Source organism: Lawsonibacter sp. LCP25S3_E2, assembly GCF_052117285.1.
Lineage (GTDB): Bacteria > Bacillota > Clostridia > Oscillospirales > Oscillospiraceae > Lawsonibacter.
In genome coordinates, this window is sequence record NZ_JBQKJL010000003.1 from 56999 (window position 1) to 79102 (window position 22104).

Here is a 22104-nt window from a genome sequence, read left to right on the forward strand (position 1 = left end):
GGACGTCGCCATACCATTACCCCTTCTTCGGTTTCTGGTTGCGTTTCAGCCCGATTCCCCGGCGGTCCGCCGCCTCCTGAAGCAGCTCTGCAGCGGCAAGGGCCCGTTCCCTGACCGCCTGCTCACCCGGTTTTGCCCGGCTGTCCAGAGCGGCCATTACAAAGCGCAAATCCTCCAAGGGCAGGAGATAAACTGCCGTGCTGAACAGGGTCTTGCGGCGGCCATCGTTGTAATGGGCCAGAAGTTTTTCTAAAATCGCCCGTTTTTCTTCCAACTGGGCCAGGTAAGCGTCCAGTCCCAGCTTCTCGGCCTGGGCAATGTCCTGCTTCCGGTTCCGGTGCGGGACAAAGGAATCCCCATCGTCAAAGCCCTCGTAGTGAGAGCAGGGATACTCCGGGCACTGCCAGCAAAAGGAAATGCTGCCATGCTCCAGAGAACAGCGGGCTTTCGCACAGCTTTGATTTCCTGCTCCACCCCCGCAGCCGGGACAGTAGCCGCCCAGGTGCATGGAACACAGGACACAGTTGAGACCACATAGAGAAAAGCGGGTTTCCGTACGGGTAAAGCCTTTCATAGCACCCTCCTGAGCGGAGCGCCTGCAGGCACTCCGCTTTTCTGCCTAGGATTCTTCTGTCTACCGTGAAAGGAAGGCTTTGATGGCCTCCACGGTCTGCTTTTGCTGCTCCTGGGCGGAAATGGCTGCGGGAAGATCCCCTTTCTGTGGGCCGTAGTTGCCGAACTGGGCGTGGTTTCCGCCCTGGATTTCCACAATGTTCTCCGTGTAGTCGATGTGGTCCTCCACGCTCTGGTTGAGGGAGCCATAAATAGTCAGGGCCTTTTCATCCGGGTAATCGCCGTAGATATAGGCTCCCATCAGAATAAGCCCATCAATTTGGTCTGGATGGTCAGAGGCGAACTTGGACGCCATAGCGCCGCCCATGGAGTGTCCGGCCACATACCAATGCTGGATCTCAGGGAACGCAGCAATCACCTTTTCTGCCGCATTGGCATCAAAAATTGCCATACGGAAGGGCATGTGTACCAAAATACAGGTAACTCCGGTCTGTCGAATCTGATCCAGCAGAGGCAGGTAGGCCTCCGCCTCCACCTTGGCGCCGGGATAAAAAATGATAGCAGTATCGGTGGGATAGGCAGGAGATAACATCGTCAGATTGTCCTGTACCGTGATCCCTCCGCCCTGGTTCATCACCGCAAGCGCCGACTCCTCCGCCCGGTAGTAGTCAGACACATACCAGAAAAATACGCCCGCCAAAATGGCCAACATCAGAAGAAGTATCCCGCCGGCAGCAAGCCACCTTTTACGCCGGGGCATTGGCTTTGTGCGCATGACCATATCACCTCATTACTCCTTCTGGGACAGATCCGCCCAGGCGGTATCACGGCGCCGTCCGGCCGCAGCCTTTCCCCATTGGATGGCCTGCCGGGAACCTTTGCAGCTGCAGCGCAGGCACTGGATTGGTCTTATCATACCGTCAGCACCCTGGCCTGTCAACGGTGGTCCAGGAAAGGTCAGCCGGAAAGCAGCGCCGGAGAATGACAATGATGGGACGTGATCCCGCAATCTTAAAGATAATTAAGAAAAAATTCACTGGAAATGCGCTTTTTCCTGGTATAGTAGTGCCCACGTTGAAAAACTTACTGCCGTTACTGTCTGGGAGGTACCTATGGAATTTACTTGTCATACTACGTACGACCAAAAAGCGCTGTCCGCCATGGCACGGGCCGTTCGAAAAACAATCCAAGCCAAGCGAAACCGTTTGATCCACCTTAACACCTGGATCATGATCGGGCTTCTCCTGGTATCCCTCTGGCTGTGCTGGGGCGATATCTGGCAAACTGCACTCCATTGCACGGTCATTGCCGCGCTGCTGTTGATCAGCCGGAACGAGGACCGCATCAATGCCTTTTTTGCAAAGCGCAAAGCTATGCCGGGCACCGATGCTGCAAACACCACATTTTTCTCCGATTGCTTTCTGACAAAGTCTGACGCAGCGGAGTCAAAATGGCAGTACGATAAGATCCTCGCACTGGCAGAGACCAAGGATTATCTCGTTTTCGTAGTGGGGAAAAATCACGCGCTGGCAGTGGAAAAGGCAACACTGAAAGGGGGCAGCATCCCTGAATTCTGCCGTTTCATCGAAGAAAAATCCGGGCGGAAAATTCAGAACGTCGGAGGCTAACGGAATATGAAATCAGGGAAAAAAATTGCGATTCTGGGCTGTCTGACCGTTGCCGCTGGCACTGCCGCCTGCTGGCACTGGATGATCCGGATGCCGCTGAAGGAATTTACCCGGTATGCTCTCTATATGGCGGTCATGGACGATGAAATCTGCCGCAACGAGCTGGAAGGCCATCTGATTGGGGACGATGTCATTACCTTTCCTTCTAAGGCAGAAACCCTTCAAGAGCGGTATCATCTCTTCCTGCAGATGAACCGGGCGAAAAGCCGCCAGCAGATTCAGAAGGAAATTACGGAAATGGAACAGCGGCTCCAGCAATCCCGGCAGTACATCGGCCAGCCCAAAGAGCAGCTGGAGGTGGAGTTTTCCGGATAAACGGGGAACGGTACGCGTTGCAGTCATAGATCTGCGGCATGGCATTTCATCTGACTCTTATTCTGGTACATATTGGCATCTGCTTCGCGGAACATTTGCTCAATGGTCGCATCCTGTCCCATGGTATACCCCACAGCCAGCGACAGCGGAAAGGAGCGTGTCAGATTTCTGCGGCTGATGCACAGTTCCAATTCCGATAGTGCTTTGCTCACCTGGGACTCGGTCATGTTTTGCAGCAGTACCACAAATTCATCACCGCCCATGCGGTAGCATCGGCCCAGAGAGTCAAAAACCGACAGAATACACTCAGCAGCAGTACAAATCAGCTCATCTCCGGCCGAATGCCCCATGGTATCATTCACCTGTTTCAGATTGTTGATGTCCAAAACAATACAGGCGCTGAGGCCTTTCAGGATGGGGAACTGCCGAACCCGTTCTTCAAATGCTGTACGGCTATCAAGCTGTGTCATCAGGTCCGTGTTGGCCATCTTCTGATAGTAAGACATCTGGGAGGACTTGACCATTTCCTGGTACACATAGCCAATAGATACTGCCAGCAGCGACACCACAAGCAGCAGTGCGCCGACGCTGAAATAAATAAGATACAGCCGCTTTCCCCACAGGTAATAGTCCAGAAATCCCATTGCACAGCAGCAGCCGAGGGCGCCAAAACCACTTAGCATCAGGCGTGCCTCCCGATGGAATTGGGAATGGAGCCAGGACACCAGAAGGCGCAGCAGGGACAACAGCGTTACGATCATCAGTATATGGGTCAGGGGCAGCATCTCATGGAACTGGGCCACGCCCAGGACCTGCAGCAGACCGCAGATACAGAGGTTCAGCAGGTGGAGCCAATAGATCAGGCGCAGCAGACGGCTATCCTTATCCATCATGCTGCGATAGAACTGGATCATAAAAAGCGGCATGGCCATAAAGGCGTACATAGCCAATACATACATGATCGCACCGCTGATGTGGACCATCTGGAGCACCGCTGAATCCATGGATATCCACAAACTCACCAGCAGCACCAGCGCGCTGAGATACCGCAGCGTCCGAAGGCGTTTCGCTCCAAAGGCGGTGCTGGCTCCCAGAGACAGCAGACCGATGAGAATGCCAAGCAGCAGAAACAGCCCTGAAAATATCAGGGTGGCAGCGTTGGTATTGCGGTAGTGAAGGATGAGATCACTGTAATCGCCCACCAGAACCGTTAGCTCTTCGGAGGGTGCGGACACCTTGAGAACGTGTCCCGCCAGTTCCTTGTTAGGCAGCGAGATCCAGTGTATCATCCCGCCGTGGTCGAATGTACCGGGGATGTATTCCTGCAGGAGTACTCCGTCCAGATATACGGAATAAGGGGTCCGCTTGGCAGTGACGGCACAGACAGGCTGGCCCCAGCGGTCATCTGACAGCAACTTCTGATAAATGGTGTCGGCCCCATCCTCAGCCGGGCCCACCGGCTTGATTTGCACCAGCTGCGGATGCAGTTCGGGTTGACAGCACACGGGAGCACGCAGGGCGAAAAAGAATATGACAAAAAAGCCCGCCAGAGCCAAAACGCTAAGAAAACAGGATATTAGAAAGGAATCATGGCGTATTTTTGGCATGAACAACCTCCTGCTTTTCAGAACCGAAATGCAAAAATTTGCATGATAACTCAAACTTCACACAAGTGAACGGATAACGTTTCAAGGCAAAAGCATGGTCAGCGGATGTGTGGGGCGTTATAAATACCACATGTTCCTACAACACCAATCTCAACCGGAACCAGCCGTCTGTTAGGTCAAACTGACAGACGGCTCCGTTTTTGCGGCAAAAAGCAGAGATGGACTGCACACCCAAGCCATGCCCTTCCTGTTTGGCCATTGGCAGCCCACTGGCATCGAACGAGATATTGCCGCTGTAAGGGTTGGAAATTTCCAGCATGATGCTGGGAGTACCCACCATCTTGCAGCGGATATGCCGCTGCTCCTGGGGCAGAGTCAGATTGGCGTGGATGGCATTTTCCAGGGCGTTAGCCACGACGATGGCCAGTTCACCCTCATCTACTGGGAGGGTGTCAGGAAGGGCAATGTTCGTCTCCAATGAGATACCCTGGTTTTTTGCCTGGTCAAAGTAGGAGGAGAATACTGCGTCCAGCACCGGCGGGCGGCACCAGCGGATCTCCTTTTTTTCGTCCAGACGCTTCCGGGCAGCATCCAAAAACTCCAGTGCAGCCTCCTGGTCACCCTGTACCACCAATTCTGTGACAGCCTGGAGCTGATGGCGCAGATCATGGCGCTGGATGCGAATGCCCTCCTCCACTTCTTTCACTCTCTGCACTTTCTCCTTCAGGGCCGTAATCTGCACCTCCAGTAGTGCGGTACTCTGCCGCTCCAGCTGAATATGGTACTGAGCCAAAAGGCTTTTGAATACGGCGATATACACAAAGATCAGAGGGACGACAGCTGCGTAGACGTAGAGTCTCTGGGCATTGTTTTCCAGATAGCTGCTTGGCCAAGCCGCCACGAGAATGAGATAGATGCAGTACACACAGGGGATGAGGGTAAGCACTCCCCATCGGGTAGGAATGATTTTGATAAGCCTGCGAAAGGGTTGCCGCAGAAAACGCCATTCCAGATAGATGACCGTAAAATAGAATCCGCACATCAGCAGGACGTTCACAAGCAAGGAAAGGCCCAGAGACTCCGTCAGCCAACGGATCATGGAAGCTGACAATGTGGAGACCATAATCTGGGTCATGTAGTTGAACACCGCCTGCGCGGGGGTATCGGTGGCCGCCCAGTATGTAAGAATCGTGGCGGGGATAGAAATGGTGAGAAAAAACAGGCGAAGCAGCAGCAGTTCTCCACCGAGCGAGAGTAAAACCAAGCTGGAACCAGCTGCCCAAAGGCTGTAAACCGCCAAAATCAGCAGCAGCTTTCTGCGGCTAAAGCGAAATTCCGTCAGGCTTGCCATCATTCCCACGGTCATCACTGTAATAAAGAAGGTGCGGAAAACGAGAAAAAGCATATTTGTCATAGCAAATGCTCCTCCAGGCAGTAATTTCCCCAGGTCTTCTTAAACTCCGTCACCCAACCCTCGCAGGCTTCGACTGTGGCATACGCAAGGCTGGAAGCGAAAAGGAATCATCCACATGAAGAATTCTTTTCGCCGCTTTATAACTGGAGCTGTACACTTTTTGTTGGACGCTCCACCAGAACGATTTGAGGGACAATTTGTGCGCTCGTTTTAGCATGGCGTAAACACACAGCACAGGTACAGAAACATACGGTTCCACCCGGCTGTTCGATATACCGTACAGACCAGCAATCATGTCCACACTGTGGGCACATTTTTCCCGTTTCATTTCCATAAATATAAATAGAAATCGTTCTCCTTATCCTCAAATTCTATATCTTCTGCTTGCGTATGAGGAAGAAATCCTATGCCGTTCAACTTCCCCTCTATGTTTCTTCCTGCGCTGGTTCTGCCGCTTGATACTCAAAAAATGTCATCGTCACAGATACTTTGACCATTCCATTTTCCAGTTGTGAAAGCTGCATGTCTCCCAGAAGTCCCCGCAGAGCACTATCATGGAGTTTCTGAAGAATATCTTTGGCTTGCTCGTAGCTGCTGCAGGTAAACGGAATGGACACACGGCGAGAAACCACATGATTCTCACCCTGTTCACTTTGGAAGGAGAGGGAATATTCCTGGCATCCGGCCAAGATGGTGTGCAGCTCCACCATGACGGCCTGGAGGTTGTCATAATCCGGCATATAGGGTACCTGGGCCCCCTGCTCAGAAAGCTGTGCCAGCTTTTTCTCCATCTGCTGCTGGCTTGCCAGCCTGGCATCCAATTGGGCTGTCAGCTCCTGGCTCTGGGCAATCTGTGTGTTGAGGGATTCCAGGCGCTGGGTAGTGGGCAGATAAAAGAGCAGGACATATCCGCTGACCAAGGCAATGACAGCCAGCAGGAGCAGCAGTACCCGCTCACGAACCGTAAGTTTTCTCATGTAGCAGATTCCTCCTGTGCAGCCTGAAAATAGACGTGGACCTCTACCTGATCGGTTCCATCAGTGGAGGAAGCGGTATCCACCTGGGTATTAGCTACCAGGGGGGACTGCTCCAGCTGGACCACCAGGTCAGCGGCCTGGGCCAGAGTGACGCCGGAGAAGGCGATCACCACCTGATTTCCCTCGATGGACACCTGAGTAACTTGGGCGGTGGGCCGAATGGTGGTATCAATGAGCGCCAGAAGGTCCATCACATCGGGCTGCTCTTGTTCCTGCTGGGTAGGCAGAGAACGGATATAGTCCTCCAGCACCTGGTCATAGTTCTTAAGCTGCTGCATCTGCTGAACCGTGCGCTGCTCCAATGCCAGGACCTGGCTTTCCAGCTGTTTTTCCTGGCTTATAAAGTCATAAACCATAATTTTTCCCAGTCCCAGCAGCACTGCCGCCACAAACAGCACGTACAGTGCTGCCGTAGCGGGGGCGGTGGTGCGGTCCACCTTAAAGTACAGGTTCATAGATCGTTTGGTGGGATAGACCGCCTTTTTCCCAGCCATCAGCTGCCGTACATCACTATTCAATTTCACGGCTTATCCCTCCTTTTCCGGCTCAGCCATCAGCCCCACAGCCCCCATGAAGGTGGCGTTGTGCCCCTGCCCTTGTCCCTCACCGCCTGGGAGGAGCGTATCCACTGTGAGGGCGGGCAGGCTCAGCGTTTCTTCCAACAGGCGGCGCAGCGGTTCGATCTCAGCACCGCCGCCGATCAGGTATACGCCTTCCAGCTGACTCTGCCGGTAGGTAAAGTGGTAGAAGTTGATGACCTTCAGCACCTCCACCGCTATGCTCTCGTAAACCTCCATACAGCGGGGATGCTCCAACACCCCCTGATGGTTGCCCCGTTTATAGGCGTCGGCCAGGAAGGGGTCCATATTGAAAATGTCGGCGATCACCCTGTCCAGATCCCGGCAGCCGATATGTACCCGGCGGGCAGCCTGGATGCGGTCGCTGTTGACGACAAAAATACGGGTGGACAAAAAGCCCAGGTCGATGAAGCAGTACTCCCTGGGAGCCGCGGACCGCTCCCGGCGGCAGTTCTGCACCAGCTGAATGAGGGACATCTCCTGGGGCAGGATGAGTTTAAGGGAAAAGCCCCCGGCGGAGAAAATGCGAATATAGTCCTGAATCTGCTGGCGCTGGACCACGGCCGCCATCATAGTCAGCTGTTCCTCACCTTGCTCCTCCTGGGGCGCCGACTGCTGGGATCCATCCTGGCACAGGGCGTAGTCGCAGTAGTACTGATGGGGTTCTCCATGGACAAAGTCGCTGAACTCATAGGGCAGGTTCAGCATCAGCTGGTCCACCGACATGTGGGGCATGGTCACCAACCGGCAGATGACCTTGCTGGAGGGCAGCAGCAGCCCCGCCGGACCGCCGGGCAGACGCAGGTCCTTTTTGGCCTTCTTCAAAAAGGCAGAAAAGGCGTGGGGCATGAGGATATCATCCTCTTCCATCAGGTTCTCGGGCAGGGGCAGCTCATGCATCTCCAGCACGCCCTTTTTCAGCGCGGCAATTTTTAAACTGCTGTTGCCCAAATCAAATGCAACTTTTATATTTTTTGACATCAATTTCATCCTCTCATCCCAGCAGACTTACATACCACTGGAGCAATGGCGCGCCAAACACAGTGACACCCAGCCAGGAAGCCGCCAAAAAGGGGCCAAGGGGAATTTCTCCCCCCGCCTGCCGCCGTCCCGGCCCGGCAGCCCACAAAAGGGCCAGAGCACAGGCAACGATCAACAGCAGCAGCATTTCCAACCAGCTGAGGTACAGCCCCAGCACAAATAAAAGCTTTATGTCGCCGCCTCCCAGAGTGTCTTTTTTCAGCAGAGCATCCATGGCAAGGGACAGCAGCAGCAAAGGCAGGGACACACTAAAGGCCCCCAGGGCCATTTGGGGCAAAGTATCCCCCAAAGGCTCCCGGAGCAGAAACAAAAAGACCAGCCGGTTGACCACCGCCGCCAACAGCAGCTTGTCAGGCAGGACATGGGCAGTCCAGTCGACTAGACTGAGCAGCAAAAGAAGGCCCGCCAGGATCAGCTGCATCACCAGCTCCAGACCGGGGCCAAACCGCAGTCCCAGGACGGCAAAGCCAACCGCTCCCACCAGCTCCGCCGCCAGACAGCGCACCGGGATGGACGCGCCGCAGTGGCGGCAGCGGCCCCTGGAAAACAAATAGCTGAAAATGGGGACCAGTTCCCCCGCTCCCAGCACATGGCCGCAGCCGTCGCACCGGGAGCGTCCCGTGGGCAGGCCGCCCCGGTCGGCGGCGCAGCAGAGAAAGCTGCCCAGCACCGCCCCCAGAATGGCCAGCCACAGGGCCAGATAGAGGTTAACAAGCAGGTCGATATCCATGAAATGCTCCTTTTGTGTACTGGACAAGGGGCCTTGGGAGGGCTTCGGAGGTTCCGAAGCCCTCCCAAAGCGGCTTGCCGCTTTGGGGTCCCGCCGGGGGCCACCCCCCCGGCGGTGCTGGAACTAGCTAACTGAAATGATATGCCTACTTAAGTAGTAGTCGTGGGGATACCGTGGCCGGCACTACTATCAGACCAAGTAACATTAACCTTCATGTCTTCTGTATCCGTGGCAGCTTTAATCTCCACCTTCACATAATCACCCTTATGGACTTTGCACTGACCGTAAGCTTTGGGAGCAGTTCCGCCTGTTTTTGCCACAGTACCATCTGTAGCATTATACTCATAAGTCACATCGCCAGTCTCGCCACTAGACAGGTACTCGATCATGGCCGCACCCTTAGCAGCCCGCTCGTTGGCCTGGTCAGTGGCTACTCGGGCGTTCTCCAGATTGGTGTTCACCATCGGAATAGACACCGCCACCAGAATGGCGATGATGGCCACCACGATGAGCATCTCGATGAGGGTGAAGCCGCCGGTCTTCTTCAGCTTCTTGGACAGTTTCTGTTTCAGATTCATTGGATTCTCTCCTCCTTTTTATTGTTATCCGCCTCCAGGCGGATCAAAAAACATCTATTTCATCAAAGGGCGGGGTGGCCGCCCTTTAACGACGGATTAAATGGAGCCGTACAGGCTGAACATGGGCAGGTAGATGGACAGCAAAATCAGCACTACAAACGCTGCCATCACGCAGATGATGATAGGCTCCAGCAGGGACAGGGCCCGTGCGGACAGGGTATCCACCTCGTTGTCGTAGTACTCAGCCTGAATCTCCAACGTGCTCTCCAGAGAGCCGGTGGCCTCGCCCATGGCGGTCATCTGCACCAGCATGGGGGGCAGATCTTTGCAGGTACGCAGGCACTCGCCCAGGGGTCGCCCACCCTCCACACCGGGGATAGTGCTCTGAATCTGCGCCGAGAGGTGGGCATTGCTCACCGAGCGGGATGCGGTGTCCAGAGCCTTCAAAATGGGCATACCCGCTGAGAGCATGGCGGACATGGTGTGGGCAAACTGGCTGGCTGAGGTCATGGCGGCCAGCTTCCCCAAAATGGGCAGAGTCAGCCGGAACTGGGCCACGCGGATGCGTCCGCTCGCCGTCCCGGCGTATAGCCGGAGCAGAAAGATCAAACCCGCCGCTACACACAGCAGCACCCAGATGTACCGGCTGAAAAAGTTAGATACTCCGATCACAATGCGGGTGGGCAAAGGCAGCTCCACGCTCATAGATTCAAACACCTGGGCAAAGGTGGGCACAGCGTAGGTCATAATAATCATAATGACAAACACTGCCACCACCGTGAGAAAGGCAGGGTATACCAGGGCGCTGGTGGCCTTGGCCCGCGTCTTGGTCATGCGGTCATAGTAGGCGCTCATACGGTCAAAGGAGCGCACCAAGTCGCCCGACTCCTCCCCCGCCCGAATGGTCTCAATGAAGGTGGTGGGCAGGCGGCCCTTTCCCCGCTGAGAGAAGCTGTAAGAAAGGCTCCAGCCGTTGGCGATGTCCAGCGACACCTCCTCCAGCAGCTTTTTCAGCATTTTATCGGAAACCTGAGAGGCCACCAGGTCCACCGTCTGCACCAGGGGCAACCCTGCCTTGAGAATGATGGCAAACTGCTTGCACATCAGGGCAAAAATCTTTAAATTCAGCTTCTGGAATTTCTCCAGGGGGTCAGTGCGGGGGGCGGCGATCTCCTCCAGCTTGAGCACCACATCGTAGCTCTGGCGGATGAGGGCAACTGCCTGGGCGCTGTCCGAAGCCTCCAACACCCCTTCCGCCCGCTGCCCCTCTCCGTTCATGGCCTCATAGCGATAGGTCGGCATGGTCTATCCCTCCTTCATCGGCCAAAGCTCCGGGGGCGGGTCCCCAGGCCGGTCCCCATGGGCGACCCCAATGGAGAGCTCCCTGCCTGGGTCGGGCCGCCCCGCCGGGCCCCCTCCATGGTTTCCAAGGAGATAGCGCCACTACGGTACAAATTTTGCACAGAGCGGTCCATCAGGATGTTGCCGATGGAGCCGCTGGTCTGGATGGAGTTTTGAATCTGGGGGGTCTTGCCCTCCCGGATCAGGTTGCGGATGGCGTCGTCGGTCTTCATCACTTCGCAGGCCAGCACCCGGCCCGGTTTGCCGCTGCGGGGCAGCAGCTGCTGGGAGAGTACTGCCTTCAATGTCATGGACAGCTGAAGGCGGATCTGCTGCTGGCGTTCGGCGGGAAAGACATCTACAATGCGGTCGATGGAGTCGGCCGCTGAGTTGGTATGGACGGTACCGAAGACCAGGTGGCCTGTCTCAGCGGCGGTAAGGGCGGTCTGGATGGTGTCCAGGTCCCGCATCTCCCCCACCAGGATCACATCCGGGTCCTCACGCAGGGCGGCCCGCAGGCCAGCGGCAAAGCTCATGGTGTCCCGGCCAATCTCCCGCTGGTTAATGAGGCACAGGTCGGGGGTATAAATGTACTCCACCGGGTCCTCCAGGGTAAGGATGTGCAGCCGCTGGGTGTGGTTGATCTGGTTGAGCAGGGCGGCCAGAGTGGTGGATTTGCCTGAGCCGGTCTCGCCGGTGATCAGCACCAGTCCCTGGTTGTAGGATGCAAATTCCTTCACCACCTCAGGCAGGCCCAGTTCCTCCAGTTGGGGAATGTGGTCATTGAGCAGACGGATGGCGGCAGAGTAGACCCCCTGCTGGCGGAACAAGTTCACGCGGCAGCGCACCCCGGAAATGGTAAGGGCCAGATCCAGCTCGCCCACCGCCTCCAGTTGGCCAAAATCGTCCCCCGCCAGTTCCTGTGCCATCTCCAGACACTGCTGGCCGGTGAGAGGGGTGGGCTCCAGGTCCCGGATCTCCCCGTCCACCCGGTATTTGGGCGGCAGAGCACAGACCAGATGCAGGTCAGAGGCCCGGTCCCCCCGCGCTTTTTCGATGTATTCCTTGATGTTCATTCCACTTGTCTCCCTATGATTCGGAAAATTTCCTCTGTGGTAGTGACCCCCTGGGTCACCAGCTGGGCGCAGTTGACCAGAAGAGGCTGGAAGGTGGAGTGTTGTACTGCCTCCTGCAGCTCCTTCAGATCCCGCCGGTGGATAGCCCGGCGGATCTCAGGGGTGACGGGCAGGATCTCAAAGACCGCCGTCCGGCCCCGGTAGCCGGTCTGGAAACAGTCTGAGCAGCCCGCGCCCCGGTAAAATGTCAGCTTCTCGCTCCAAGGCAGTCCCAACAGGGCGGCCTCCTCCTGGGTGGGGGCATAGGCCTGGCGGCACCGGGGACAGATTTTCCGTACCAGCCGCTGGGAGATGATGCCCCGCACCGCTCCGGCGATGAGGTAGGGCTCCACCCCGATGTCCAGCAGACGGTCGATGGAGGATAGTGCGTCATTGGTGTGGATGGTGGTGAGCACCAGATGGCCGGTCATAGCCGCCCGCATGGCGATCTCCGCCGTCTCGCCGTCCCGGATCTCGCCCACGGCGATGATGTCCGGGTCCTGGCGCAGCACCGCCCGCAGGGCGTTGGCAAAGGTCAGGTCGGTGCGCTCGTTGATCTGTACCTGGCAGACCCCTTCCATGTGGTACTCCACAGGGTCCTCCAGGGAGATGAGGTTTACTTCCTCACTCTTTTTCTGGTCGATCATGGTATACAGGGTGGAGGTCTTACCAGAGCCGGTGGGACCCACCACCAGCAGCACGCCCTCTGTACTGCCCGAGAGCAGCTCCAGGAACTTGCGCCGGTTCTCCCCCTGCAGGCCGATGCCGTCGATGGTGACCATACGGGCATCCTTGCGCAGCAGACGGATGACGATCTTCTCCCCGTGGATGGTGGGCAGAGTGGACACACGCAGGTCCAGGGTCTCCTGCTGCACCGTCATATTGATACGGCCGTCTTGGGGAATGTTCTTCTGGGCAATATCCATCTGGGCCATGATCTTGATGCGGGAGATCACCGACATCTGTAATTCCCTCGGCACCGTGATGATGTTGCGCAGCACGCCGTCGATGCGCATGCGGATCTGCAGCTTCTCACCGGTGGGCTCCAGGTGGATGTCGCTGGCATTTTCCGTATAGGCCCGGTGGATAATGGAATTGACCAGGCGGATCGTGGGAGCGGCATTTTCGTCCTCCTCGTCAGCTGCCAGATGCAACTCCTCCCCGATCCGGATGGCGGCCCCATACTGGCCCGAGTCCAGGTCCCGGCGCATATCCTCAATGGCTTTCATGGTGCCCTGGTTGCTGTACAGGTTCTGCACCGCCCGCTCCAGGGCGGATTCGGTGGCGATCATGGGAATGACCTGGCGGCGGGTAGCCGCCGCTACCTCTTCAATGGCAGAAAAGTTCAGTGGGTCGGACATCCCCAAATACAGCTCGGTTCGGGTGGCCCGTACCGGGACTACCCGGTGCTTTTTGGCGATGCTTTTGGGCACCAGCTGGGCCATTTCCGAGGAGATGGTGCAGGCGTTCAGGTCGATAAACTCCAGTCCCAGCTGGGTCATCAGGGCCTCGATCACCTGGTTTTCCGTAATAATTTGGTTGTCCCGGAGAATATCGCCCAGGCGTTTGCCGTTTTCTTTTTGGAGCTTGAGCGCCTCTTGCAGCTGTTCTTGGGTGATGGTTCCGTTGCCCACCAGAAGGTCACCCAGTCGAGTGTACTTCATGTGCTTCTCCCCTCTTCACCGGCGCTGCCGTTGAGGCAGCGGACAGTAAATTTGGTTTCATTGGAAATAGAATGGTTTCCGGTCACTTTTAGTTCGACGGTAAACAGATAGGCCGCTTCATCATAGACGATGCTCCATGTCTCCAGGCGGTAGGCCCCGTTGCCGTAGGCTCCACCGGAGAGCATCTGGCGCTGCTTGTTAGCCTCCAGCTGCCCATTTTCATTGAGGGACAAGGTAGTGTTGCGGCCGTAATTGACGCTGGTATAGCGCTGGAGCGTTCCTCCCTCCCCCGTCACCACATCCCGTGCGTAGCGCAGCTCATTGGACAAAAGGTCGGTAAGGGTGGACAGGAGCAGCTGGCTTTCCGCCTCGCCCGTCATGGTGTTGTAGCTGTCCTGCGCCATGATTAGGCCGGTATGGAGCATCAGCCCCAGAAGGGCCAATACCCCTGCCGCCGCAACCATCTCTACCAGAGTTAAACCCCGGCTGCTTTTCAGTTTTTGGCGCAGGCGCTTCATGAGCCGGTACCTCCGTCGGTGTTCAGAGCATAGGAGTATAACCCCTCGCCTCCATATACCCGAACGGGAATTTCAATGGATATCCCACCTTGCGTCAGTTCAACGGACCCGTTTGCCACAGGGGTTTGGCGCATTTCCGCTGCCGTCAGGGTTTCATAAAAGTATGCGTCCGCCGTGTCTGCCTGCCGCCCCAGATTGGCAGAAACCGCCACGCCCCCCAGCAGCATGGCCACCGACAAGGAGGCGATGAGGATGGCTGCCAGCACCTCGACCAGAGTCTCTCCCCGCTGGCTGCGGAGTTTTCTGTTCAACGCTGTCATGCTCCTCCTCCTTCCTCTTCATCCAGAATGGTGATCCAGCCCAGGGTCCACTGCATAGGTGCAGTCTGTTCTATCTTATCTTCACTTTCGCCTGCATACTGCAGCGTGGAAAAAGACGGCTTGTTATCATTTGGGGTCAGTTCGGCCTCAACTTTGTACTGGGGAAGCCCTTCCAGATATGCGGTAATATAGATGGCATAGGATTCCTGCACCTTCAGGGTGACGTATACCGTTCTGCCATCCAATGCCGCAATCCGGGTGTCCGGAGAGAGGGTCATAGCATAGTCAAAGTCACTGTCCCGGAACAAAGAAGGGTCTGTCTTATTGATCACATCCGGGAAAGACTCCCTTAATTTCCGCTCTGCTTCCTGGCGAAAAATCGTATCAAAGTCACTTAGAAGGATGCGATGAAAGGGGACACCCAACGCGGGGGTCGGGTCCTCACGATAGGTATATGACCCGGTATCCTGCTGAAAACAATAGTAAGTCGTATAAATGGGTCTCCCCATCTCGTCTGTTCCAGTCCGCTCTGTATACTTCCAGCTATAATATTGCCCTCTGTATTCACACCGGTTGAGCTCGTCGCACAGGGTGCTCACCGCACTGGAAAGAGACAGATAGACCTGGTGCTCCTCCAAATTGCTGCGGTGCTTGCCGGCATTGGCCACCGCCGCCATCAAAATGGAGGCGGTGACCATGGAACAAATCAGCAGAAACAGCAGGGCCAGCAGCATGGAGGCCCCACGCTGACTGTGCAGTTTACGGGATATTACGCCTATCATAGCTGCCCCTCCTGTGTGCCTTCGCTGCCTTCTTGGGCGGCTTCTTTTTTGACCTGCACCTCCAGCTCTGTCCACACGGTGTGTGTACTGCCCTCATACTCATACTGGAACCGAATCCGCACCGAGGCGTAGGCAGTACCCTGTGCCGGACAGTAGGCCTCAATGGACAAGGTATCCTTGTAAACTGTGCCGTCCTCGCCCTTAGCCCAGTCCACCCAGATGGTGCCTGTATGGTCGTCATCCACTTGGAACTCCGCAATACGCAGATTCTCAATGGATACGGCTGTACCGTTCACCTTCAGGATAAACTCTTCTGTTCCCTTGCCGGTATAGGAGAGTGTTTGCTGTGCTCCTTCCATAGCATCTGCCTGGAAGGTAATGGCCAGGGGCTTTACTGTGATCTCCGGGGTAACCAGATTCCAGGCGATGGAGCTGGTGGCGTAATATTGATTTCCCAGGTAGGTAAAGTCGTACCCCACCGTCATCTGGGTATTACCGGCTTTTGTCCCGCCGTCAGCGGTCAAGGTCAAACCGTCCTGCTGGCCCACAGAGGCAGAGGCAAAGTAGTCAGAATCGAACTTTACTGTGGGGTTGGACAGCTCGATGAGATCTTCCAACGGGCTTGGCAGCGTTTTTCCGTCCCGATCCCGCAGCTCCAGCGTGGTCTGTACCGTTTGGCTGGTAAAGGCCAGCACCGGAGTTGGGGCCTCAGTGGCCAGACGCAGCTGCGCCGTCACATTGACCTCAATGTTCAGCTCGTATGACTCGCCGCCTACGGTGTAGGTCACGGTGACCACCGTGCTGCCCTCTTTCAGGCCGGTGATGGACAGAGTTTTGTGATCGCTTTCCTCTCCGGAAAGCGCTGCTGTGGCAATTTTCTCGTCCGCACTTTTCCACTCCCATTTGCCGCCCGGCTCCACGCCCTCCAGGGAGAGATTTTCGGTATGTACTGCGCCCTTGTTCTCCTCATAATCCGCAAACAGATCCAAATTCACCGGCAGGCCGCCGTATTGACGCCGGATACCTGCCAACGGCCAGTCGCCGTAGTGGACGCTGGCTTTCTTATTGTACACCAGATCACTGGCCTGGGTAAGAATGGTGGGGAAGGGGTAGTCCTGGCCCAACAGGCTTTGGTCACAGCCAAAGCTGTACCGGCCGTTGAGGGGATTTCCGCCGGAGGAGGTGGTGGTCACGGTGGAAAAACCGGCGTTTTTCAGTTTTGCCAGCAGGCCATCCGCCCCTTCCGTATCCTTCATTTCCCTGTAGGTCATGGAGACAGCAACTGCATTACCGTAGTTGTTGGTATAGATATCCGTCTCTGCAATAGGAAGATTGTTCCCGTCGCGGATTGTAATACCATCCGGATTATTGCGCATGACTACGTCTTTCAAGTAGTAATTATTGCTGCATATACTCTGCCCGCGGTCTCCAGTGGCCGGTCCCGCATCATTGGGATGCTGAACATAGCGGTCGTTCTCATAATATTGATGCAGATCGCCGTTTCCGCCAATGGCATACAGGGCCATAATCCCGCCGCCATAATAATGCTGTCCATACCACCCGTTCGTATTTAGTTGGATTTTCATGCTATCCTGAGCAGGCAGCTCCACATAGGTGTAGCAATTTTTGATTTCATTTTGCAAATTGCCGTTTTTCCCAATCGTTGTGTTGCTGTCTACGGTCAAGGGCTTCATGTAAATACCGCCGCAGATGCCGCCGATGTAGATACCGCGTTCCTTGCCGACCTGTGCGTTTTTTACCTGAATACTGCCGCCGGTATAGCTGCTGCTGATACTGCCCTGGCTGGTACCAACCAAACCGCCCACACGGACATTATCGTTGTCATTCGAGCTGAGGACGATATGGGTCACCGCGCTGCAGCCGGAGAGATTCATATTGGAGATTCCAACCAGACCGCCCAGACCGGTGCCGCCCCAATTGCCGCCGCCGGTGTGGCTGTCTGTAATGGTATAGCCCGCTACAGCGCAGTTTTCAATGGCGCTGCGCTGGGCAGAGGAGGTGGCGGCCAACCCGGCCAGTCCGCCAATGGCGTACCAGCTGCTGTCGGTCTTGCTCGGATAACTGTTCACAAAGCCATTGCCATCCTCTGAATAGAGGACTACATTGCGCAGCATACCGTTGAATACCACACCGAAAAGGCCGGCACAGGAGGACTTCTGTCCCTGAATGTTCACATTGGCAATCAGGTAGTCCTGCCCGTCATAGGTGCCTCCAAACCAGCCGTACAAGAAGCCTGTCGCCGCATTTGTCGTGTCATAAAACTCCGCAATGGGGGTGTAGACACCTTTGTTTCCGGTTAAATCATGGCTCTGTACCCAGTAGAAGGGACGGGTGATGGTAGACCAGCTGGTTTTGTAGCACAGGTATGGGAATTGGTCATTCCTGCCCTGGGTAAGAACGGTTTTGGTATTGCGGGAGGAATGATTCCAGTTGATAAACTGCAGCTGATCAATGGACCGTACCCCGTAGGGGTTAGCCGCGGTACCGGGCAAGTCCGTGGGAGCGTTGGCGTTCCGAAGCTGGCCAGCTTTATCATAAGACATGGCATCCGCAAAGAAGGGATTGAGCTGGACCGTCAGAGTATAGGCCCCCTGTGTCAGCGTCCAGGTGCCGTAGGGGGGCTGGTTCCCTTGGGCCTCACCGGACCGGATCACATACAGGCCTTTGTTTTCCGCTGCCTGCCAGGTGTTGTAGCTGTGGAACACATATTGTCCGCCCATCAGTGCAGTCAGATTGTCGTTGGCTGCTGTGTTTTCCAGGTTTTCGCCGGGAATAAAGCCTGTGTCGTCATGGTATCCGATGCTTGTGCTGGTCAGCGCGGTATCCATAACTTCGCCTTGCGCGGATACCTGGGAAAAATATCCGTATCCATATTCTGTGACCACGCCGCCGTCTCCGTGGGCGGTGGACAGGGTACCGCTTTTCGTCACCTGCTGTCCCGTTGTCATGGAAATGGCACTGATATAATAGTTGCTGCTTTCGCCAATGGTCAGTTTTTCCCAATAATATACGCCCATAGTGCCCAGCTCCATCTGCTCGGGCCACTGGCCGTAGTGGACATAGTTCAGGGAGGTATCCTCTTTCTTGGTCACCACAGCGGGATAGGGGTAATCTCCCTTCCAGGTGGACGTTGCCCCCCACTGCATGCCCAAAGCCTTCACTGCCGCGGCCTGCTGCTGCATCCCCTCGCTGGTGTCTCCCTGATGCTGACCAGCCAGAGCCGCCCAGGTCACCGGAACAGCAAAGGAATCCTCATACAGGGCGGCATAGTTTTCATCCCGATAGGTGAAGTTGCCCTTGTTGAGATAGACACAGCTTGTGGAACTGTCCGGGCAAAAGCCATAGCGCTGGGCTTCGCCGTCGGCCAGCAGGTAGACGGCGGCATAGCTGCGGGAGAGGGTGGCGCTGCTGCGCCCAGCGAAGCCGCAGGCGTACACCGTGCCGTACCGGGCTTGAGTGACCGACACCTTACCCACAGCGTAACACTGGTCGATGATGCCGCCGGCGGTATTTTCCCCCACAAATCCCCCCGCATAGGCGTGGGACATGGAAGCTTCCGCGGTGATGGACGCCCCCTCCACGGCGCTGCTTTGTATGGTGCCGTGGTTTTCCCCCACCAGACCGCCCAGATAGATAGTGCTGTACTGGTAGCCGTTGGCCTGCAGCTGCACGCCATAGGCGGCACAATTTTCCACCGTACCTCCGTTATAGCCCGCCAGGCCACCCACATACAGCGTCTCGGAACTGCTGCCCGATTGGGTTACAGAGAGCGTATCTGCATCTTTCATCTGATAGACAATATCCTGGAGTACGCCGATGCTGTAGCCAAACAGGCCCACATGCTGGTAGGCCTTTCCCTCTTCATCTCCAACGGCAGGAACCACTCCGGTAATACTGTGGTAGTTGCCATAGTAGACGCACCCGAAGGGCTTTGTCACGTCCAGTCCGATGGGGGTCTGCGCCCAGCCGTCTGGAAACAGGTCATACCCCGTGTAGGTGTCATAGTCCAGGTCCAGCTGCTGGAGGAAGCGATATTCGTTGCCGCTGGAATAGTAGCTCTCAAACTGACTCAGGTTATAGAGATGCCGGGGGGTGCGCACTTCCACTTGCAGCCGCTTGGCTTTGGCGGGCAGTTCCTCCTCTTTGACCTCATCGGCAGAGAGGACGGTGTTGGCAAAGTGGGGGCTATAGTAGTAGGTTTTCTCTCCCGCGGCAGCAACTGCCTGATCCGGGGTATCCTGAATGGTGATCTTCTGGTAGAAATTCTCGGCGGCATAGCCGCTGTTGACCACTTCCCCCGGCAGAGGAAGCAGGTAATAGTCATTGGTTTCTTTTTCGGTATCGATGACGTCATAGACCACATAAATGGGGTGCTCTCCCTGGCCTCCGTAGTCAAACTCCCTTGTCGTACTGTCATCCCCGGTCTGATAGGTCACCTTCAAAGTGGCTCCAATCCCGGAGATTGGCTCCGTACTCTTGTAGGCCACGGCATATCCGTCCGCCACCACAGTTTTGTCGTCAAAGAGGTGGCTCAGGCCGCTGATATTAAAGCCGTAGGAACCGTCGGCATAGGCTTCGTAGTACACCAGGCTTCCGTCTTGGAACTGCGCACCCCAGTCGCCCCAGTGGTTCAGGCTGTCCAGGCCGGGGTATATGTAGGTGTTCAAGGACAGGGTAGTCTGGAGGTTATAGGGGTGGGACTGCACAATACTTTTGGAGGCGAACACACCCGAGCCAAACAGTTCCCTCCACTGTTCCGAAGCAATGAGGGTACCATAAGACACACCCAAATTGGTATCCTGCTGAAAGTTAAAGTGATTGGAAGCCAGGAAGTGGGTCAGCGTATATGTGCCATTTTCACACAGAGGATAGTTGGCTGCCGTTTTCGCTGCGGTAAACAGCATGGCACTGTAAGAGCTTGTTACCGCCGCGGTACCGCCGCCCAAACACAGCCCGGCCGCCTTGGCTTGGGCTGTGCCGCTGTCAATAAACCCAACGGCATAGCTGCCGTAAAGATCGGCGCTCCCTGTCAGGTCCCCCACCAACCCCGCGCAGGTGGGTCCATTCAGATAAGATGCGGCGTAGGAAGCGTCAATCTCAAGTGCGCTGCCGCGGCCCACCAGACCGCCCACAGGTTCTGTGCTCTCAACCAGGGAAGAAGCGGAACAGTTGGTAATGGCAGAATTGGTGAGCATTCCTGCTAAACCGCCCGCCGGTCCGCTGCCGGTGATTTGGTACTTGATCCCTTTGGTACTGTCGCCCAGAACCTCCCGCAGATTGGTGGTCTCCTCGGAACGGTTCTCCCAGTAGACCTGACAGTTGTCTATGGTCAGATCGCTGCCATTGCCCACCAGTGCGCCTGCCGGGCCACGGCTGCCCTGCAGCACCGTATTGACCAGACGGATATTCTCCAATGTTTTGGGTGTACCGGCCCCGCCGGAAAAATTGCCGAACATACCAGCGCACGCGCCCGTCCCGCTGATATTCAAATCATAGATGGAAAACTCCCCGCCGTCATAGCTGTTCAACGCTGTATTTTCAATGGGCAGGAATTTGTAGCCCTCCACTTCCTGAATATTGGCCTTTTGTACCGCTTTGGTTTTCTCGCTGGACACTTTGGACCAATCTGCATCCAGGTTTTGCAAATGGCGCAGACAGGTAATGTAGGCGGTATCCCCGCCGCTGTCCTTGGCAAACAGGCTGTTGTCGCTGGCGCTCTTTCGGGCGCCGTTGACCTTCAAGTCAGTTCCGGTGTAGCTTACCTCGGCGGAAACCGTGAAATCATCGCCATAACTTAGCCCCGAGGCATCCTGGAACAAAATCTCCCGGAACTGTCTCTCGTCTTCCTCTAACGAATCCAGCGTCCAGGTGTAGATGTAGGTAAAATAGGAGGTCCCCTCCGTAGCCATAAAGCCTTCCGCTTCCGTTTGTCTCAGCCGGGCAGACCAACTCTGATAGGTCAGGGTCACATCCAGCTTGACGTTGCCGTCCTCCCCCATGGTATAAAGGGTCCTGGGTACCCAGTAGGTGACCTCCACCCGCAGAGTATCCTCGTTATAGATGTTGATGACCGGGGTACGCAGGGAAATGGTGGTACCGCTTTCGGCGGACTCTCCGCCGTAGTACCCCACCATGGGCTTGCGGTCCATGCGGTCGGATTTGGAGGCGGCCCGCCATTCTTTGTAGAAGTCGGCAAAATCACCCCCCACCTCAAGGTCCTCATCGGAGAAGAACACATCGATCACGCTGCCGCTCTCCGGCTCATAGGTGATCCAGAAATCCCCATCCCAGAGGGTCGGGTCAATGGTCCCGTCGGGAAGCAGCTGGTTCATATGAGAACTGCTGCAGTGAATGTAGTAGGCGGTGATCTGGATGCCGCCATCCGAACCGGGGATCACATCCACATTTTGAATGGAATTTGCCTCCTCAACAACCAATCCCTTCAGCTGCTGGTTGCCGCGCAGGAGGATGGCCCGGTTCTGGGCCGCCAGAAAAATCTCTTTGGCAGAATTATCCAACTGGGCCAGGCGCAAGTGGCGCATATAGGTCACGATCCCCACGACAGACAGCGCCAGAAGAACCAGGGAAATCAGTATGACAAGCAGCATTTCATGTACGGTGAAGCCATGCTGGTTGTATTTCTTTCCAACATTCATACCAGTTCCCCCTGTGTTCCACGGTGCAAGCCTGCCTGCGGCCCAATCAGGGCCGTGCAAGGTTCATTCTCCCTTATGGTAATTTTCATTTGGCAGAGCATCCCGCCGGCCAGCGGGCACCGCTTA

19 protein-coding genes are annotated in these 22104 nt (G+C 56.0%); 2 read left to right on the forward strand and 17 right to left on the reverse strand.

Translation table 11 applies throughout. From position 1 onward, the window contains the following. Window positions 1–16 precede the first annotated feature (16 nt). Genes ACTQ3R_RS04050 through ACTQ3R_RS04060 form a run of 3 tightly spaced genes read right to left on the reverse strand, consistent with a single transcriptional unit; the run spans window position 17 to window position 1489 of the window. The gene (locus ACTQ3R_RS04050) at window positions 17–574 is read right to left on the reverse strand and encodes a DUF3795 domain-containing protein (RefSeq protein ID WP_441778120.1); all 558 of its coding nucleotides are present in this window, start codon (window positions 572–574) and stop codon (window positions 17–19) included. Window positions 575–634: 60 nt separating this feature from the next. Beyond that, window positions 635–1354: an alpha/beta fold hydrolase gene (locus ACTQ3R_RS04055; RefSeq protein WP_441778121.1), complete on the reverse strand. Its 720-nt coding sequence runs from the start codon at window positions 1352–1354 to the stop codon at window positions 635–637. Between the two features lie 9 nt (window positions 1355–1363). After that, window positions 1364–1489, reverse strand: a complete 126-nt coding sequence (locus ACTQ3R_RS04060; RefSeq protein WP_441778122.1) for a hypothetical protein — start codon at window positions 1487–1489, stop codon at window positions 1364–1366. A 196-nt stretch (window positions 1490–1685) separates the two neighbouring features. Here ACTQ3R_RS04060 and ACTQ3R_RS04065 point away from each other — a divergent pair, with 196 nt between their 5' ends. Both ACTQ3R_RS04065 and ACTQ3R_RS04070 read left to right on the forward strand, forming a co-directional pair. Next, window positions 1686–2201, forward strand: a complete 516-nt coding sequence (locus tag ACTQ3R_RS04065) for a YcxB family protein (protein ID WP_441778123.1) — start codon at window positions 1686–1688, stop codon at window positions 2199–2201. Window positions 2202–2207: 6 nt separating this feature from the next. Continuing rightward, on the forward strand, window positions 2208–2576 hold the full coding sequence (locus ACTQ3R_RS04070; protein WP_441778124.1) for a hypothetical protein: 369 nt from the start codon (window positions 2208–2210) through the stop codon (window positions 2574–2576). A 23-nt stretch (window positions 2577–2599) separates the two neighbouring features. Here ACTQ3R_RS04070 and ACTQ3R_RS04075 read toward each other — a convergent pair whose 3' ends face one another. The 14 genes from ACTQ3R_RS04075 to ACTQ3R_RS04140 form a co-directional block, all read right to left on the reverse strand. Next, entirely contained in the window at window positions 2600–4183 is a 1584-nt protein-coding gene (locus tag ACTQ3R_RS04075) for a diguanylate cyclase domain-containing protein (protein ID WP_441778125.1), read from the reverse strand. A gap of 136 nt (window positions 4184–4319) precedes the next feature. Continuing rightward, the gene (locus ACTQ3R_RS04080) at window positions 4320–5597 is read right to left on the reverse strand and encodes a sensor histidine kinase (protein ID WP_441778126.1); all 1278 of its coding nucleotides are present in this window, start codon (window positions 5595–5597) and stop codon (window positions 4320–4322) included. 425 nt (window positions 5598–6022) lie between these two features. Then, a complete protein-coding gene (locus ACTQ3R_RS04085) occupies window positions 6023–6574 on the reverse strand; it encodes a hypothetical protein (protein WP_441778127.1) in 552 nt (183 codons plus the stop codon). Further along, window positions 6571–7158 (reverse strand): hypothetical protein, encoded by a 588-nt coding sequence (locus tag ACTQ3R_RS04090; protein WP_441778128.1) that lies wholly within the window; start codon window positions 7156–7158, stop codon window positions 6571–6573. Before ACTQ3R_RS04090 ends, ACTQ3R_RS04085 begins: the two co-directional genes overlap by 4 nt. A 3-nt stretch (window positions 7159–7161) precedes the next feature. Continuing rightward, the gene (gene pilM, locus ACTQ3R_RS04095) at window positions 7162–8193 is read right to left on the reverse strand and encodes a pilus assembly protein PilM (protein WP_441778129.1); all 1032 of its coding nucleotides are present in this window, start codon (window positions 8191–8193) and stop codon (window positions 7162–7164) included. 13 nt (window positions 8194–8206) lie between these two features. Beyond that, window positions 8207–8983, reverse strand: a complete 777-nt coding sequence (locus tag ACTQ3R_RS04100) for a prepilin peptidase (RefSeq protein WP_441778130.1) — start codon at window positions 8981–8983, stop codon at window positions 8207–8209. Between the two features lie 149 nt (window positions 8984–9132). Continuing rightward, window positions 9133–9561, reverse strand: coding sequence for a type II secretion system protein (locus ACTQ3R_RS04105; protein WP_441778131.1), 429 nt, complete (start codon window positions 9559–9561; stop codon window positions 9133–9135). Window positions 9562–9657: 96 nt separating this feature from the next. Next, window positions 9658–10863: a type II secretion system F family protein gene (locus ACTQ3R_RS04110; RefSeq protein ID WP_441778132.1), complete on the reverse strand. Its 1206-nt coding sequence runs from the start codon at window positions 10861–10863 to the stop codon at window positions 9658–9660. 14 nt (window positions 10864–10877) lie between these two features. Continuing rightward, complete coding sequence (locus ACTQ3R_RS04115) at window positions 10878–11978, reverse strand: type IV pilus twitching motility protein PilT (protein WP_441778133.1); 1101 nt, start codon at window positions 11976–11978, stop codon at window positions 10878–10880. Beyond that, window positions 11975–13681 carry a GspE/PulE family protein gene (locus ACTQ3R_RS04120; RefSeq protein WP_441778134.1) on the reverse strand — a complete coding sequence of 569 codons (1707 nt, stop codon included), beginning with the start codon at window positions 13679–13681 and terminating at the stop codon, window positions 11975–11977. Before ACTQ3R_RS04120 ends, ACTQ3R_RS04115 begins: the two co-directional genes overlap by 4 nt. Next, window positions 13678–14199, reverse strand: coding sequence for a PulJ/GspJ family protein (locus ACTQ3R_RS04125; RefSeq protein WP_441778135.1), 522 nt, complete (start codon window positions 14197–14199; stop codon window positions 13678–13680). The genes ACTQ3R_RS04120 and ACTQ3R_RS04125 overlap by 4 nt, the downstream gene beginning before the upstream one ends. Further along, entirely contained in the window at window positions 14196–14519 is a 324-nt protein-coding gene (locus ACTQ3R_RS04130; RefSeq protein WP_441778136.1) for a type IV pilus modification PilV family protein, read from the reverse strand. Before ACTQ3R_RS04130 ends, ACTQ3R_RS04125 begins: the two co-directional genes overlap by 4 nt. Continuing rightward, the gene (locus ACTQ3R_RS04135) at window positions 14516–15301 is read right to left on the reverse strand and encodes a hypothetical protein (RefSeq protein WP_441778137.1); all 786 of its coding nucleotides are present in this window, start codon (window positions 15299–15301) and stop codon (window positions 14516–14518) included. The genes ACTQ3R_RS04130 and ACTQ3R_RS04135 overlap by 4 nt, the downstream gene beginning before the upstream one ends. Beyond that, window positions 15298–21978 carry a GLUG motif-containing protein gene (locus ACTQ3R_RS04140; protein WP_441778138.1) on the reverse strand — a complete coding sequence of 2227 codons (6681 nt, stop codon included), beginning with the start codon at window positions 21976–21978 and terminating at the stop codon, window positions 15298–15300. The genes ACTQ3R_RS04135 and ACTQ3R_RS04140 overlap by 4 nt, the downstream gene beginning before the upstream one ends. Window positions 21979–22104 lie beyond the last annotated feature (126 nt).

What these genes read in the sequence shown, in the direction of transcription:
- ACTQ3R_RS04050 (WP_441778120.1), bottom strand. Translation starts at nt 574, where the DNA reads ATGAAAGGCTTTACCCGTACGGAAACCCGCTTTTCTCTATGTGGTCTC.
- ACTQ3R_RS04055 (WP_441778121.1), bottom strand. Translation starts at nt 1,354, where the DNA reads ATGGTCATGCGCACAAAGCCAATGCCCCGGCGTAAAAGGTGGCTTGCT.
- ACTQ3R_RS04060 (WP_441778122.1), bottom strand. Translation starts at nt 1,489, where the DNA reads ATGATAAGACCAATCCAGTGCCTGCGCTGCAGCTGCAAAGGTTCCCGG.
- ACTQ3R_RS04065 (WP_441778123.1), top strand. Translation starts at nt 1,686, where the DNA reads ATGGAATTTACTTGTCATACTACGTACGACCAAAAAGCGCTGTCCGCC.
- ACTQ3R_RS04070 (WP_441778124.1), top strand. Translation starts at nt 2,208, where the DNA reads ATGAAATCAGGGAAAAAAATTGCGATTCTGGGCTGTCTGACCGTTGCC.
- ACTQ3R_RS04075 (WP_441778125.1), bottom strand. Translation starts at nt 4,183, where the DNA reads ATGCCAAAAATACGCCATGATTCCTTTCTAATATCCTGTTTTCTTAGC.
- ACTQ3R_RS04080 (WP_441778126.1), bottom strand. Translation starts at nt 5,597, where the DNA reads ATGACAAATATGCTTTTTCTCGTTTTCCGCACCTTCTTTATTACAGTG.
- ACTQ3R_RS04085 (WP_441778127.1), bottom strand. Translation starts at nt 6,574, where the DNA reads ATGAGAAAACTTACGGTTCGTGAGCGGGTACTGCTGCTCCTGCTGGCT.
- pilM (WP_441778129.1), bottom strand. Translation starts at nt 8,193, where the DNA reads ATGTCAAAAAATATAAAAGTTGCATTTGATTTGGGCAACAGCAGTTTA.
- ACTQ3R_RS04100 (WP_441778130.1), bottom strand. Translation starts at nt 8,983, where the DNA reads ATGGATATCGACCTGCTTGTTAACCTCTATCTGGCCCTGTGGCTGGCC.
- ACTQ3R_RS04105 (WP_441778131.1), bottom strand. Translation starts at nt 9,561, where the DNA reads ATGAATCTGAAACAGAAACTGTCCAAGAAGCTGAAGAAGACCGGCGGC.
- ACTQ3R_RS04110 (WP_441778132.1), bottom strand. Translation starts at nt 10,863, where the DNA reads ATGCCGACCTATCGCTATGAGGCCATGAACGGAGAGGGGCAGCGGGCG.
- ACTQ3R_RS04115 (WP_441778133.1), bottom strand. Translation starts at nt 11,978, where the DNA reads ATGAACATCAAGGAATACATCGAAAAAGCGCGGGGGGACCGGGCCTCT.
- ACTQ3R_RS04120 (WP_441778134.1), bottom strand. Translation starts at nt 13,681, where the DNA reads ATGAAGTACACTCGACTGGGTGACCTTCTGGTGGGCAACGGAACCATC.
- ACTQ3R_RS04125 (WP_441778135.1), bottom strand. Translation starts at nt 14,199, where the DNA reads ATGAAGCGCCTGCGCCAAAAACTGAAAAGCAGCCGGGGTTTAACTCTG.
- ACTQ3R_RS04130 (WP_441778136.1), bottom strand. Translation starts at nt 14,519, where the DNA reads ATGACAGCGTTGAACAGAAAACTCCGCAGCCAGCGGGGAGAGACTCTG.
- ACTQ3R_RS04135 (WP_441778137.1), bottom strand. Translation starts at nt 15,301, where the DNA reads ATGATAGGCGTAATATCCCGTAAACTGCACAGTCAGCGTGGGGCCTCC.
- ACTQ3R_RS04140 (WP_441778138.1), bottom strand. Translation starts at nt 21,978, where the DNA reads ATGAATGTTGGAAAGAAATACAACCAGCATGGCTTCACCGTACATGAA.